Source organism: Microbacterium invictum, from assembly GCF_034421375.1.
GTDB lineage: Bacteria > Actinomycetota > Actinomycetes > Actinomycetales > Microbacteriaceae > Microbacterium > Microbacterium invictum_A.
The window spans coordinates 143,899-157,282 of the sequence record NZ_CP139779.1 but is presented as its reverse complement, the minus strand read 5'-3'; the positions used below and the strand labels follow the sequence as shown (position 1 = coordinate 157,282).

The 13,384-nt window shown below is 66.3% G+C and carries 18 protein-coding genes; 7 read left to right on the top strand and 11 right to left on the bottom strand.

What is annotated here, in order from left to right; translation table 11 throughout:
- Positions 1-117: 117 nt before the first annotated feature.
- The 3 genes from T9R20_RS00805 to T9R20_RS00795 all read right to left on the bottom strand — a co-directional run bounded on the left by T9R20_RS00805 (position 118) and on the right by T9R20_RS00795 (position 2,230).
- Complete coding sequence (locus tag T9R20_RS00805; RefSeq protein ID WP_322410675.1) at positions 118-498, bottom strand: nitroreductase family deazaflavin-dependent oxidoreductase; 381 nt, start codon at positions 496-498, stop codon at positions 118-120.
- 169 nt (positions 499-667) lie between these two features.
- Positions 668-1,504: a GNAT family N-acetyltransferase gene (locus tag T9R20_RS00800; protein WP_322410674.1), complete on the bottom strand. Its 837-nt coding sequence runs from the start codon at positions 1,502-1,504 to the stop codon at positions 668-670.
- 138 nt (positions 1,505-1,642) lie between these two features.
- On the bottom strand, positions 1,643-2,230 hold the full coding sequence (locus T9R20_RS00795) for a 1-acyl-sn-glycerol-3-phosphate acyltransferase (protein ID WP_322410673.1): 588 nt from the start codon (positions 2,228-2,230) through the stop codon (positions 1,643-1,645).
- Positions 2,231-2,385: 155 nt separating this feature from the next.
- Here T9R20_RS00795 and T9R20_RS00790 point away from each other — a divergent pair, with 155 nt between their 5' ends.
- Entirely contained in the window at positions 2,386-3,165 is a 780-nt protein-coding gene (locus T9R20_RS00790) for an alpha/beta fold hydrolase (protein ID WP_322410672.1), read from the top strand.
- A 59-nt stretch (positions 3,166-3,224) separates the two neighbouring features.
- Here the strand turns inward: T9R20_RS00790 and T9R20_RS00785 are convergent, their stop codons facing one another.
- Positions 3,225-4,631 (bottom strand): MFS transporter, encoded by a 1,407-nt coding sequence (locus T9R20_RS00785; protein WP_322410671.1) that lies wholly within the window; start codon positions 4,629-4,631, stop codon positions 3,225-3,227.
- 88 nt (positions 4,632-4,719) lie between these two features.
- On the opposite strand from T9R20_RS00785, the gene T9R20_RS00780 reads away from it, so the two are divergent.
- The 4 genes from T9R20_RS00780 (at position 4,720) to T9R20_RS00765 (ending at position 7,838) form a co-directional block, all read left to right on the top strand.
- A complete protein-coding gene (locus T9R20_RS00780) occupies positions 4,720-5,526 on the top strand; it encodes a hypothetical protein (protein WP_322410670.1) in 807 nt (268 codons plus the stop codon).
- Positions 5,527-5,688: 162 nt separating this feature from the next.
- Entirely contained in the window at positions 5,689-6,096 is a 408-nt protein-coding gene (locus tag T9R20_RS00775; protein ID WP_322410669.1) for a YciI family protein, read from the top strand.
- The gene (locus T9R20_RS00770; RefSeq protein ID WP_322410668.1) at positions 6,096-7,259 is read left to right on the top strand and encodes an RNA polymerase sigma factor; all 1,164 of its coding nucleotides are present in this window, start codon (positions 6,096-6,098) and stop codon (positions 7,257-7,259) included. Before T9R20_RS00775 ends, T9R20_RS00770 begins: the two co-directional genes overlap by 1 nt.
- Before the next feature lie 90 nt (positions 7,260-7,349).
- A complete protein-coding gene (locus T9R20_RS00765) occupies positions 7,350-7,838 on the top strand; it encodes a hypothetical protein (protein WP_322410667.1) in 489 nt (162 codons plus the stop codon).
- A gap of 24 nt (positions 7,839-7,862) precedes the next feature.
- Here the strand turns inward: T9R20_RS00765 and T9R20_RS00760 are convergent, their stop codons facing one another.
- The 4 genes from T9R20_RS00760 to T9R20_RS00745 all read right to left on the bottom strand — a co-directional run bounded on the left by T9R20_RS00760 (position 7,863) and on the right by T9R20_RS00745 (position 9,774).
- Positions 7,863-8,249 (bottom strand): nucleoside kinase, encoded by a 387-nt coding sequence (locus tag T9R20_RS00760; protein ID WP_322410666.1) that lies wholly within the window; start codon positions 8,247-8,249, stop codon positions 7,863-7,865.
- Between the two features lie 318 nt (positions 8,250-8,567).
- The gene (locus tag T9R20_RS00755) at positions 8,568-8,939 is read right to left on the bottom strand and encodes a hypothetical protein (protein ID WP_322410665.1); all 372 of its coding nucleotides are present in this window, start codon (positions 8,937-8,939) and stop codon (positions 8,568-8,570) included.
- Positions 8,905-9,081, bottom strand: a complete 177-nt coding sequence (locus tag T9R20_RS00750) for a hypothetical protein (protein ID WP_322410664.1) — start codon at positions 9,079-9,081, stop codon at positions 8,905-8,907. The genes T9R20_RS00755 and T9R20_RS00750 overlap by 35 nt, the downstream gene beginning before the upstream one ends.
- A gap of 252 nt (positions 9,082-9,333) precedes the next feature.
- Positions 9,334-9,774 carry a MarR family winged helix-turn-helix transcriptional regulator gene (locus T9R20_RS00745; RefSeq protein WP_322410663.1) on the bottom strand — a complete coding sequence of 147 codons (441 nt, stop codon included), beginning with the start codon at positions 9,772-9,774 and terminating at the stop codon, positions 9,334-9,336.
- A 59-nt stretch (positions 9,775-9,833) separates the two neighbouring features.
- Between T9R20_RS00745 and T9R20_RS00740 the strand changes: the two genes are divergently transcribed.
- Complete coding sequence (locus tag T9R20_RS00740; protein WP_322410662.1) at positions 9,834-10,202, top strand: VOC family protein; 369 nt, start codon at positions 9,834-9,836, stop codon at positions 10,200-10,202.
- A 252-nt stretch (positions 10,203-10,454) separates the two neighbouring features.
- The gene (locus T9R20_RS00735; RefSeq protein ID WP_322410661.1) at positions 10,455-10,589 is read left to right on the top strand and encodes a hypothetical protein; all 135 of its coding nucleotides are present in this window, start codon (positions 10,455-10,457) and stop codon (positions 10,587-10,589) included.
- Positions 10,590-11,467: 878 nt separating this feature from the next.
- On the opposite strand, the gene T9R20_RS00730 is transcribed toward T9R20_RS00735, so the two are convergent.
- The 3 genes from T9R20_RS00730 to T9R20_RS00720 all read right to left on the bottom strand — a co-directional run bounded on the left by T9R20_RS00730 (position 11,468) and on the right by T9R20_RS00720 (position 13,328).
- A complete protein-coding gene (locus T9R20_RS00730) occupies positions 11,468-11,965 on the bottom strand; it encodes a GyrI-like domain-containing protein (RefSeq protein ID WP_322410660.1) in 498 nt (165 codons plus the stop codon).
- A 111-nt stretch (positions 11,966-12,076) separates the two neighbouring features.
- A complete protein-coding gene (locus tag T9R20_RS00725) occupies positions 12,077-12,337 on the bottom strand; it encodes a helix-turn-helix domain-containing protein (protein ID WP_322410659.1) in 261 nt (86 codons plus the stop codon).
- Between the two features lie 232 nt (positions 12,338-12,569).
- Complete coding sequence (locus T9R20_RS00720; protein ID WP_322410658.1) at positions 12,570-13,328, bottom strand: aminoglycoside adenylyltransferase domain-containing protein; 759 nt, start codon at positions 13,326-13,328, stop codon at positions 12,570-12,572.
- Between the last annotated feature and the right edge of the window lie 56 nt (positions 13,329-13,384).

Here is a 13,384-nt window from a genome sequence, read left to right as displayed (position 1 = left end):
CGCGCGGGGCCGCCCGCGAACGGGTCGTGTTATGCGGTCCCGTTGCGTTCGCCTTCACACCGCAGGAAATCTCGGCCCCTTTGCGCCGAGGATCGCGTCGAGCGGCTTGGAGCTCCGTCAGGCGGGGGGCGAAGGAGCGACCGTCAGCACGATGAGCGGGCTATGCGCGATCATCTCCTCGACATCGTCTCTGCGCCATCGGCGTGCGGCGGCCTCGATGAGCGGCCGTGCTTCGTCTGGATCGGCGATCACGCGTGCCGTGGCAGGAATGTCGACCTCGACTCCCTGCTTCAGATGCACGATGACACGGGGGTCTGCGGTGATGTTGCGTATCCAGTCCCTGGTGCGGTCTCGACGGGGCATCCCGGTGATGAACAGCACACCGTCTTCATAGTGGAGAAAGATCTCGATGCGGCGCGGCAGACCGCTACGGCGACCGGTCGTCGTCAGGTCGATGATCTGACTTTGGTGCAGGGCATCGATGACGTCGTTGCTCACACCTGTTGAAGCGATCTCGCTGCTGCAGACATTCCACGCGATCGGACGGCAACTGCGGCACGTCCGCCCCGAACCGTCTCAGCCGCAGTCTTCGCGAGCAATCGGTGGCGCATCACCCATCGCGGCGCCAGTCGGGGACCTCCGTGTCGGCGACGAACTCGGCCGCAAGTTACGTTGCGATCGCACCGACGTTGGAGCTTTCCGCGCATACCGTTGCGCTGGACGAACCCATTTCGCGCAGGGCAGCCGCGGCCGCTCGTGACATCACTGCGCCGTACCCTCGCCCGCGATGCTCTTGATGAACTCCCAACGGCTCGATGAGCCCCGGACTCCCGGCGCCGCCGGACCACACGGTGGAGACAGCGACCGGGCGGTCGTGTTCGTCTCGCAGCAGGAGGATGCGCCCGGCTTCGAAGAACGGAGTCTCGGCAGCCGCGCACCACCCATCGACAAAACTTCGAAGGCGCTCGCGGGGCATTGGCGTCCCGCGGAAAGCCGACCAATGAACGGCCACCCATTCCGCGGTGCGCTCCGGCTCCACCGTCTCGACGCGAAGCCCGGAAACCCCCACGGATACGGGCTCTGCAAGATCCCGGCGCAGAGGTGTCCACGGCTCGTCCGGCACCCATCCGTGGCTCGCAAGTTCTTCGGCGAGAGCAGTCGCGCCGCGCGCTTCGATCGTCGCATTTCCGGGTTTCAAGACACCGGCTTCCGCATTGCCGACGTCCGACGAGATTCGAGATGCGAGCGAGGCGTCCTGGCTCCGCGCCGGGTCTATCGCGAACCGCAGCAGGTCGGGGCCGTCGAGCAGTGCGATCGCGACAATGGTGCCGTTCTCGGACCACACACGCGTCGCAGCGGCAGTGGCTGCAGATCCTCGTAGCGAGTACCACCCGAGATCACCCGGATGCAGATGCAGTGGTCCGTCGTCGTCTTGCCATCCGCCGAGAACGCGGCAGATATGCCCGAGCTCTTGGGGGTCCGGCATCCGCGCGTTGGCGTCCATGAGCCCCCATCTCCTTATCGGCGCGATCGACTCCCAGATAGCGCTTCGCCAGGTCTGTGAAAGCACCCAGGCTAACCCTGGGCAGGTGGTTGGCCCGCGCCCCGCGCCCTTCCGTCGGAGGTCAAGCGGCACCTTCGGCTAGGCGGAGGTGGCCGGGCGAGGATCGTCCTCCTCGCGCAGCCGCGGCTCGACGCGCAGCGCCGGAAGCATTCCCGCCTTGTCTGCGTAGAAGGCGCGGATGGCGTCCATGTCCGCGCTGACGTTGCCGGTGAGCGAAAGCGTCGGCCCGAGCCCAGTGGTCATCGTGGTGCGATCCACGTAGCCGAGCGTGACGGGGAGGCCCGCCTCGCGGGCGATCCGATAGAAGCCCGACTTCCAGTGGGCGACACCACCCCGGGTTCCTTCCGGCGTCACCACGAGGCCGAACACGTCGCCGTCCCGGATGCGGCTGACGAGCGCATCGACGACACCGGCGGGGTTCGACCTGTCGACCGGGATGCCGCCGATCGCACGCATGATCGGGCCCCGCCACCCGCGGAAAAGACTCTCCTTGCCCAACCAGCGGAAGCGCATCTTCAGGCGCCACGCGATCCCCAGCATGAGCACGAAATCCCAGTTCGAAGTATGCGGCGCCCCGAGGACCACGGTGGGCCGGGCGGGTGCAGGTTCGGTGACGAGAGTCCATCTGCTGAACGCCCAGTAGATGCGGGCGATGAGGCGGAGCATCCGGCAACCCTAACGCCCCGGCGCACGGACCGGTCGATGGGCGGCTTCGGCGAAGCGGAGCGGAGTCGCTACCAGATCCGAAAGGATGCGTATGCCCTCGGTGCCCCTTTGGCAACCGCCTCGGCGGGCGCACCCCGCCACCTTACGTTGGACCCATGCTGCACTCGACCCGGCAAGGCTCCGGCAAACCACTGCTCCTCATTCATGGGCTCGGTTCCAGTAGCGGCAACTGGTCTCCGATCATCCCGACGCTGGCAGCCGAACGCGAGGTGATCGCCGTCGACCTCCCTGGGTGCGGAAAGTCCGCGCCGCTGAGCGGGGAAACCACGATCGCCACGCTGACCGATGCTGTCGAAGCCTTTGTCCGCGACGCGGAGTTGGGCGACATCGATGTGGTCGGCAGCTCCATGGGCGCACGGATGGCGATGGAGATGGCGCGGCGCGGGCATGCGGGCACCACCGTCGCACTGGCGCCCGGTGGGTTCTGGAACGACCGCCAGGCTGCGATCTTCGGGGCGAGTATCAAGGCCTCCGTCGCTCTGGTGCGCCGGATACAACCGGCACTCCCCGTCCTCACGGGCAATCGCGTGGGCCGCACCGCCCTGCTGTTGCAGTTCTCCGCTCATCCTTGGAAACTGCCGCAGGACCTGGTGCTGCACGAGCTTCGGGGGTTCAAGACATCAACCAGCCTCGACCCAGCCCTCGATGCCCTGATCAACGGGCCCCGCCAGGCGGGCGCCCCGGCCGGTTCACTCAAAGGCCGAATGGTCATCGGATGGGGGCGGAAAGACAGAGTCACCGTTCCGAGCGAGGCAGCGCGGGCGACGGAGTTGTTCCCGGATGCCACGCTGCACTGGTTCGAGAACTGCGGTCACTTCCCACACTGGGACCAGCCAGCGGAGACGGCCCGACTGGTGCTCGACAGCACCGCCTGAGCCGTAGCCCATTCAGCCGTCGAAACGCGTCTCCCTCGCTTCGTGCTGAACCGGCTCCGTCACACCGCCATGTTCGCACCCGCGGGACCGGAGGAAGCCGGCGTGCCCGGTGATCCCAGAGCTCCGGCGCGCTCGGCGAAAAGGAGCGAGACGCCCGACACCACCATTGCCGCCGCCGCACCGACCAGCACCGCGTCGATGCCGCCGGCGGTGGGCGTACCGTTCCCGATCGCTTCGACGACGCCGCTCGCGATCACGACGCTCAGGCCACCGAGCGCGATGACCGGCATCAGGAGGAAACTCGTCGCCTCGCCCGCCTGCTGCGGCGGAACGGCGGACTGCACCCCGATCTGCGCGACGGAGTAGGCCATGCCACAGGTGACGCCGCTGACGAACATCGCCACGAGGTAAAGCGGTAGCCAGCCGCTCAATGCCAGCAGCACGAGGCTCGCCGCACCGACGACGTTCGCCACCGCGAGCACGCGCGGTGCGGGCCACCGTGCACAGGCCCAGCCCCCGATCGGCCCCGACAGCGCCACCCCGACCGAGGCGCTGACAAAAAGAAGCCCCGTCACCGCCGGCGTGAAGCCGCGGACGTTCTGCAGCTCGAACGTGGCCATCAGCAGGAACACGTTCGCTCCGATGTTTCCGATCGTGCCGACGACGAGGAGTGCGACGAAGGGGCGGTTCCGGACGAGCTCGGGGTGCACGAGCGGATTCTTCGCCACACGCAGTTCAATGAGCGCGAAGGCCGCCAGGATGGCCGCGCCCGCGACCATGAAGCCGCTCGACAGCGGGGACGCCCACCCGTAGGCGTTGACATTGTCGATGCCGAGGCTGGCGAGGGTGAGGCCGAGGACGACGGTGGCGATGCCCCACCAGTCGAGGCCGCCGAGGTTCCTGCCGAGTGCGTCGTTGCGCGACTCCCGCAACCCGAGCGCGCCGATGATCGCGGCGACGGCGACGGGCACGTTGATCCAGAACACCCAGGGCCATCCGACGGTCGCGGCCAGCAGCCCTCCGACGACGGGGCCTATCGCGGTGCCGATGCCGGAGAACCCGATCATGGTGCCGATGACGACGGGACGCTCCTTATCGGATGTCTGGTTCGTCACCAGGGCGAAGGCGTTGGGCAGGATGAGCGCCGCGCCAACCCCTTGAATGGCGCGCGAGACGACGAGCGGAAGAAGCTCCGTGCTGGCGCCGCAGATGGCGGACGTGACGGCGAAGATCACTAGGCCCGCGATCACCACCCGCTTACGTCCCAGGATGTCTCCGAGGCGGCCTGATGGGACGGTGATGGCGCCGATACCGAGCAGATACGCGCTGGTCAGCCACTGCAGGTCCGTGACAGGCAGGTCGAGTGACGTGGCGATGGTCGGAACGGCGAGGTTGAGCGAGAAGAAGTCCAATTGGACGCACAGCAGCGCAAGGCCGACCGGAAGGAAGCGCAGCATGGAGCGCATGGCCAACACACTAGGGACAGTGGCCCAGCGGCAACAGTGTCGACGGCTGCGACGGGATCCGACCGCTATGCCGTGATGGAATGAAGCCGTGGAGATCGCTTCCTTCGATGACAGGGCTGCGATCGCTCGCGCCGTCTCGCTCATCCAGTCGGGTGAGGTCGTCGGCGCTCACTTCGGCACGGTGTTCGGGCTCCTTGTCGATGGAGCTCACGACGGTGTCGCCGAGCGGATCATGGCGATCAAGGGCGCAGCTCGGGGATTCAAGCCGCTCGGGATCTGCGTCGGCGCTCGAGAATTCGTCGATCTCATTGACGCGACATCCCTATCTCCCGACGTGAGGGGGCTCCTCGAAAGCCCATGGTTCGCTGCCGAGCTGGCGTGCATGATCGCCGTTCGGGCGCCGGCTCACCCCGCGAACGAGATTCCCGCCCACCTCGTTTCCGACCGGGACGGCCGGCCGTGGGTGCAGGTGTTCGACCCGCGGAGGATGCCGGGAACCTTCGGTTTCATCGAGGCACTGTGGCAGGCCGGGGTCCACTGGGTCGCCGCGACATCGATGAACGAGGCGGGCGCGACGGAGATCGTCGACATCGAGGATGCCGCTGACTTCGCCTGCCGGCACGGACTGCCGCTGCTGTTCGAATCGCCCGCTCGGCACGCGGCGTCGGGATCCCTCCCGATCCTCGAGCTCAATGCGAAAGGGCTCACGCTCGACCGCGAGGGCATCATCGCGGCGGCGGATCTGCAGCAGGCCGCCGGGCTGCCCATCGACGCGAGCGCACCGATACCCGCGCATTTCCCGCCGCTCCCGGTGCCGCCCGGAAAGCTCGACGGCCTCGCGCCCGCCGCGGCGACGCGCATCCTTCTGGATCTGCTCTATCCCGACGCGGCATAGCGCTCCACGCGGCCCGGAGGATGAGGTCGGACGGTGACCGGCTCGCGGTCGTTCGGCGACGCGTCGAACGGGAAGGAAACCAGCGCGGATGTCGAGAACGCTGCCTCCGTTCCGTCTCCTTCATGAAGCGGCCAGAATGGGCCGCACGAACGGGAGGCTGACATGCCGAAGTACCTGATGCTCAAGCACTACCGCGGTGGTCGCCCTGCGGTGAACCAGGTTCCGATGGACCAGCTCACGCCGGACGAATGGAACGCGCACGTCCAGTACATGAAGGACATGGAGCAGCGACTTCTCGCGTCCGGCGAACTTGTCTCCTCGGAGGGACTGTCGATGGACGGCGCGTGGGTGCGCTTCGACGGCGAGGGACGCCCGCCGGTCGTCGACGGCCCCTTCGCCGAGACGAAGGATCTCATCGCGGGCTGGATGCTGATCGAAGTGGACTCATACGATCGCGCGCTCGAGCTCGCCTCGGAGCTGTCCGCAGCGCCGTGGGCCGGCGGCACGCCGCTTGGTGAGTGGCTCGAGCTTCGCGAGGTGATGGGCGCACCCCCGGCAGACGCGGGATGATGATCGCGGATGCCACCGCTCTGCGTCGAGCGATCCCCGAGATCACCGGCATCCTCGTCCGGCGCGGCGCCGATTTCGCGTCGGCCGAGGATGCCGTTCAGACGGCCCTGCTGCGAGCGCTGGAGCGACCCGACCTCGACGAGGTTCGAGACGTCCGGGCCTGGCTGGTCGCTGTCGCGTGGCGGGCGTTCCTCGACCAGGTGCGCAGCGACTCGGCGCGCGCCGCGCGCGAGCAGCGCCACGCCGACGAGCCGGAAACCGGGCCGGTTCCACAGCGCGAAGACACGCTCGCGATGTACTTCCTGTGCGCGCATCCGGTGCTGACCGCGACATCCTCGATCGCCCTTACGCTGCGCGCGGTCGCGGGGCTGACGACCCGCCAGATCGCCGATGCCTTCCTGGTGCCAGAGTCGACGATGGCGCAGCGGATCAGTCGTGCGAAACAGCGACTCGCCGGCATCCCGCTGGACCAGCCCGGTGATCTCTCGCGAGTGCTGCGCGTTCTCTACCTGCTGTTCAACGAGGGCTACTCCGGCGAGGTCGACCTCTCGATCGAAGCGATCCGCCTGACTCGTCAGCTCGCCGTGCTCACCGACCACCCCGAGGTCAGCGGTCTGCTCTCACTCATGCTTCTGCACCATGCGCGGCGGCCCGCACGAGTGGTCGGCGGCCGGCTCATTCCGCTGGCGGAGCAGAACCGCGCCCTGTGGGACACCGCGTCGATCACCGAGGGCGTCGACATTCTGCAGCGGGCGCTGGCCCGAGACCGCCTCGGCCAATACCAGGCTCAGGCTGCCATTGCCGCGCTCCACGCGGATGCGTTGAGCGCGGCGCAGACCGACTGGGTGCAGATCGTCGAGTGGTACGACGAGCTCCTCCGTCTCGGTGACTCGCCGGTCATCCGACTCGGTCGCGCGCTCGCTGTCGGTGAAGCAGATGGTCCGCAGGCGGGCCTTGCGGCGCTCACCAAGGTGGATGCCCAGGTGCCAAGGTTCCATGCGGCGCTCGCCTACCTGCACGAACGAGCGGGAGAGACGGATGTCGCGGCCTCCGAGTATGCGGAGGCGGCGCGCCGGGCGACCAGCGTCCTCGAGCAGCAGTACCTGCTGTGCCAGGCCGATCGGCTCCGTCTCGGAGTGGTGGGCAGGCCGACCAGACGATGAGGTTACCGACGCCTGAGCGGATCGCTTTGGAGCAGTCGTCTGCTCGCCGAGAGGGGCGTGGATGTCGCGGGGGCGGCGTAGGCTCGCGCCGTGGCCACCCTCGATGACGTGCGAAGGATCGCCGATGGCCTGCCCGGCAGCGAGGAGCGCGCGACGACGGGCGGCATCGCCTGGTTCGTCCGGAGGAAGCCGTATGCGTGGGAGTGTCACCCGTGGCCCAGCATCCCCGACGACATTCGAGCGATTCTCGCAACCGAGCTCGTCGTCGCCGTCAAGGTCGCAGACCGGATGGATGCAGTCGCACTGGTCCAGATGCAGCCCGACGTGTTCCTGCGGACGACCACCCCCTGGAGCGAGCCGAAAGTGGCTTTTCGGCTGGCCGCGATCAAGGCAGACCACCTCGCCGAGCTCGTAACCGACGCCTGGCGCGTTCAGGCTCCGAGGTATCTTCGCGACGAGTTTGATGCCGTTTCGGACGCCGTACAGCCGACCCAGCCCGATACCAGTCAACGGGCTTCGAAGCAGCCTCCCGAGTCAATACCGCCGAAGGTGCCATTTGGCGTGTCGACACGCGCCTAGGACCTTACACGGACGGCTCGTTTGTCAGTCGCGGGATGCTTCAAAGCCAAGGCCGCACAGGTGCAGAATCTCATCGACGACCTCGCGAAGTGGCGCGGTCGCATCGATGTGCACGCCTTCAGAGGGGACGTCGTTCCCTGAAAGATGAAGTCGTTCGATCAGCTCGCGCTCCTCGACCCGACCCGCGCCACCACACTCATCTGCGGGACGGGAATCCAGCCGGCGACGCAGCGTCGGGAGGTCCACGTCCAGCACGAACACAGCATCGAAGACGTCGATGAATTCGTCCACGTTCCGCGAGCCGCCGCAGAAGAAGGTCACTGGCGCCCGACTGTCATCGGCCAGCGCACGGACCTGATCTGCCCGCCAGAGATGATGAGCGTGAACCGCGAGCCCCGTCACCCTGCTCACCGGAGCACCCGTTATCGGGTCACCCTGGTACGCCAACACACGATCACCATGAACCACATCGAACCCGCGCCGACTCAGTTCATCGCACACCCCGGTCTTCCCTGTCCCTGACCCGCCTTCGACGAGCACATTCCGCTTGCCCACCCCCGCACTCTGACACGAAAACACCCACACGCCACAGTCACCGCCCGCATCGTGCGCACCGGGAGGAGCGCACGCTGATCCCTGTTCGGTCGCTGCGCGTACGAGGTGCGGGCTGGAGCTCGACTCGGAGGGCTTCCGCCTCCTCCTCGGGCTCTGTTGGTCGAGTCGCGTCGCTCAGCGGGGCGGGACGCCCATAAGGTCGTGGGCGATCTCGGGAGCAAGCCCGGTGAATTGGTGACCGCCGGAGTCGTGCGCGTGCCGCGCAGCGCGGGGGAGTCTTCTGGCGTTGAGGGCGAGGTGGGCGAACTCCACGACCTCATCGTCCCGACAGTGGTGGAGCGAGATGTTCTGTGTAGGCTCGGGCCCCGTGAATGCGTAGTCCGCGACGTTCCAGCCTTCTGGGCTCCAGTCGGGCATGGCGAGCAACGTGACCCACCGGGGCGCGACGCGCACACCTTCGGCGAGTATCTGCAGCAGCATCGTGGCCCCGAACGAGTGGGCGACGACGAAGTCATCGGGAGCGACGGCTTCGAGGGCTGCCCGCACGAAGCGCCTGATGCTCGACAGACATGTCGTCCTCGGGAAGATGAGGGTACTCCAGCGGCAGCCCGAGCTCGGCGGCGATTGCGTCGGCCAGCGTTCGGTCTTCGTCGTGTCCGCCGGCGCCGTGAAGGAAGAACAGGACCATGCCGCGATCCTTGCTAAGTCGCGGGATCCCGTCAACGCCTCCCGGAGGCGACCGTGTCGGAGGGCAGACTTGCCGAGCGTCAGGTGTCCGACGTGCACGTCGCTCGCCGAGGGGCTGTATGAGACTTCTTCACCGCGACGTCGACCGCCTGTAGCATCGCGCCGTGGGAGATGCGCCGGATCTCGTCAGCGACGCAGTGTTGAGTGGATCCCGCTCCGAGAGATCGCCTAGTGGAGCCCATCCAAATCTCGGTCAGTCGTTGCGTAGAGAATCGATCATGCTCCGCAGCGACGTGAACGCCGCCGATTGATCATCTGCTGTCATTCCGGACAGCATGCGAACTTCGACGGCGCGGACCGCTGCGGACGCCCGCTCAAGGTTTTGCCGGCCCTGTGTTGTGAGTCGGGTGGGAAGAGCTCGACCGATCGGGGCTTGCGCGGGTCGGGTCACGTCGCCCTTCTGCTCCAAGGTCTGGAGCAGCACATTCATCGACTGCCTCGTCACGAATGCGCCTCGCGCGAGCTCGGAGTTTGACAGCCCCGGGCGCTGGGCCAACAACTCAAGGCAGGAGTAGTGCGTCACCGTCATGCCGAGCGGCCGCAGCACCTCCCCCATCGCGGTCCGTAGCGCGGTGGCCGCCTCTTTGAGGAGGTAGCCCAGCGACGTTTGTAGATCGATCCCGCCTTGACTCATGTCAGCATTCTGACATACGCTCAATGTCAGCCAACTGACATCAGTCCTAAGGAGAAACCATGCCTGCCATCGGCCCCGATTTCATCTCCCTTCAAGTGCGCGACCTGGCTGCCTCGGAAGTTTTCTACGAGACGTACCTAGGTCTGGTCCGCTCGCCGGCCGGCCCGCCGCATGCAGTCGTCTTCGACACCAAGCCGATCACGTTCGCGCTCCGCGACATCATCCCCGGAACCGACCTGGCTGCCGCCGCTCAGCCAGGGATCGGTATCGCTCTCTGGTTGCAAGCGAGCGAGGTCCAGAACATCCACAACGCACTCCTGGCCGATGGCCACACCATCACTACCGCGCCATTTGACGGTCCGTTCGGTCGCACATTCACTTTTGCTGACCCCGACGGTTATCAGATCACACTCCACGACAAGAGCTGACGCGAACCCGGAGCTTCCAGCCAACGAAACCCCCATCACAGACGCTCGCGAGCGACTCTAAACGCCCGTCGCACGACTAGGGATCGATGCGGGCGAGCGGTTCTTCTGTCGGTTGCATCGCGGAGGAAGACACCCGTCGACACGGATGAAGTGGCTGGCCGTCTCTTGGAGCCCTCAGGTAGCGAGGGTTGACCCTGACGCAAGGTCAGCCCTGCACGCTGGATTCACGCATGGAAGGCGAAGGGAGACGCCATGGCCCGCACGACCTCCATATTCGCCTGGGCAGGAATGGTGCCGGTGGATGACACGGCCCTGGCTGTCACCGATTCGGGAGGCTCCGGTTGCGCGGTGATCTACCTGAACGGGCAGTTCGCGACCCAAGGCTAGTGGCGGCGGGTGATCGCCGAGCTCGGGCCGCAGTGGAGGCACATCACCTACGACGAGCGGGCTCGGGGGCGCAAATCCAGGGCTTCGACGGATTACTCCTTCGAGGCCGCTGTCCGCGATGTCGCGTCCAATGCGGTTGATGCGCCGTCGGGGAGCGCGTTCAGCACCGTGCGGTGGAAGTGGATGTTGTGATTCCACTGTCGCCCGACACTTCCGCTCACACCCCCATCTTCCATGAGGAGTGCCCGCCCTATCATCGGTGGTCGAGCGGGCCTTCCGGAGCCGGGATCGCCTCGACATGGCGGCGTCGTTTCGAGAGACTCGAAGAGACGGGGGGGGTAAAGGTGAGTCGATCGCAATGGCTGGCGCTGTTCGGGGTCGTCGCTTTAGCCCTTGCCGCCGTCGGCACGATCACGTCCTGGTCTGCTGTGCGGGAAGGCGGAGCCGAGGGCGCCGCATACTTTGGAGCAAATCTCGCATTGTGCGCTGCCGGATTGATCTTGGTCGTGGTGGCGAGCCGTCTCAAATCGAAAGCCGGTCCGCGCAGAGGTCGCGAGCGGTAGCGGCCCCTCGTCCCGGCCAGCTCTTCGTACTGTTCGCGCGCGGACCGGTCCTCCAGTGAGGCACGATGCGCATCACTGGACCGCTCGGACATGTGCGTCCGACCTCGTGAAAGCCTGCGGCGGTGAACATCGAAACCGTCCCGGTGAATAGGGCCGCCGGCGAAGGGTGCCCCTGTAGCTCTGCGACGTCCACGGATCAAGATCCTCAGCCAGCATCACCGTCAGCTCGACGGGACGGGCGGCACCGTCGTATGCACGTCGACCGGACACCTGTAGCAGAGCCGCGATGACCCGGGCACGCTGCCCGTCGAGCAGCTAGGCGTTCTCCCGCTTCTCGACGGGGATCCACAGCTCGTACCGGCCAGAAGTCTGCTCGTCATCGGTGTACTCCGTGAGAACCATCTCGGGCCCGGGGATGCTCTGGTACGGATTTGCCGGGAACCACTCCCGGAACGCTTTCGGCCACAGCTCCTGTAGCGCCGCCGGAAACTCTCCGCTCGATTCCAACACGAGCCAGGTTGACTCCCGCACCTCGAGAGCTTCGAAATCAGCCGGGACAGCCTCGGTCGTCGCAGCGGCGACGTAGTAATCGAGTTCAGTCCCCTCATCCCGCGACGGCGAGATAGCGTCGTGCACACTGAGGACCCCATGGGGCTCCTGGTCGGAGAGGTCGGCTATCTGTGTCCACTGCTCTTCGCCGATCTGTTCCACAAACGCCGCAGCGGTGGGGTTCACGCCCTCGTAGATGAGCGGGATTCGGGTCCTCAGACCCACGAGCGTGAACGCCCCCTTCTCGACAATCCGGTAATCCATGGTCGTACTCCCTTCAATCGTGACGGTGAAGGTGAGCTTCGGCTGGGACCGCAGAACAACACCGGGGCGACGCGCGCCCTCGGGGCCGACCCCGTGAACGGATTTGAACGCTCACGAGAACGCATCGGCGGACCCGTACCCAATTCGGACAGCCACGTCCTGGAGCGCCTCGGCGCCCGACACGACCGACGCCGCGGCAATCGTCATCCGACGGCGGCGCAGGTACTCCGATAGCGACATCCCCGCCAAGGCCGAGAACATCCTGCGGAAGTGATGCTCAGACATCAACGCGATCTGACTCGCGCGACGCACGTCGACCTCGCCTTCCAGCTGCTGCTCAACCAGCGCCATCGCCCTATTGAGTCGCTCCATTACTCACCTTCCTTTTCAGAACCGACGCTACGAGAGCAAAAGGACTTAGGCCCGATGTTCCATGCTCTGAAAAGTCGTATCCCTCACCAGATCAGCCCGAAGCAGCAGAGAGAAGCGGAACCCTAGATGGGGCGGCGTCAGCAACGTCCTGGCCAGGCAACACCCAGCCGGCTAGCCGCGTCCGCACAAGGATCGCGCATAGGGATCCTCCAGCGACCACGTGTGGTGCAGCTCAGCTCGCTGCGTTGATCGAGGCGGACACGCGAGCTACGAAGTCTTTCATCGCCGGTGCCAGCTGACCCCAGTCATCGACCATTTCGCCGCGGTAGGCCGCGGCGGCGGTTCTGAGCATGTCCGCCTGATCCCTCGGCGCGGTGAGGGCGAGCTCCTCGGCGGCGGCGTCTTTCGGCAGGAATCGCCCAGTGTCCAGCGTTGCCTGCATGCGGGCGAGCGTCAGCACCACGTTGCGTTCGTCGCCATCAAGGTCCTCCATCAGAGATGGCAGCGACTGAACGATTGCTGAGCGCACCGCCCCGTGGGGGATATCCGGCAGAAGCTCCTGAGCACTGGGCCCGAACAACGACATGCCCGTGTCGCGTGCCATCGCGAGCAGCAGCGTCGCATCCGGATCAACGTGCGGTCCAGGCAGACGGTCAGCGATCGCGTCCTCACGAAGCCACTCGCCGTACTGCAACTGAACGACCGGCCGCCACGGATCAAGATCCTCAGCCAGCATCACCGTCAGCTCGACGGGACGGGCGGGACCGTCGTACGCACGCCGACCGGACACATGTAGCAGAACCGCGATGAGCCGAGCACGCTCACCGTGTTGCAGCCGGCCACTCGTCACCGCGAGGAGGTCGACGTCGCTGTCTGGTCGGAGACCACCGGCGACGGCAGACCCATACAGATAAAGACCCACCAGATTCTCGCGCAACGCAGTCCGCACGGCCTCCGCCGGCCGAGTCACGTCCGCACTCAGATTCTCCACCGCCCCAGTCTTCCCTCATCCAGTCCCTCGACCGCCTGTTGGCGCCAAACCCCCGT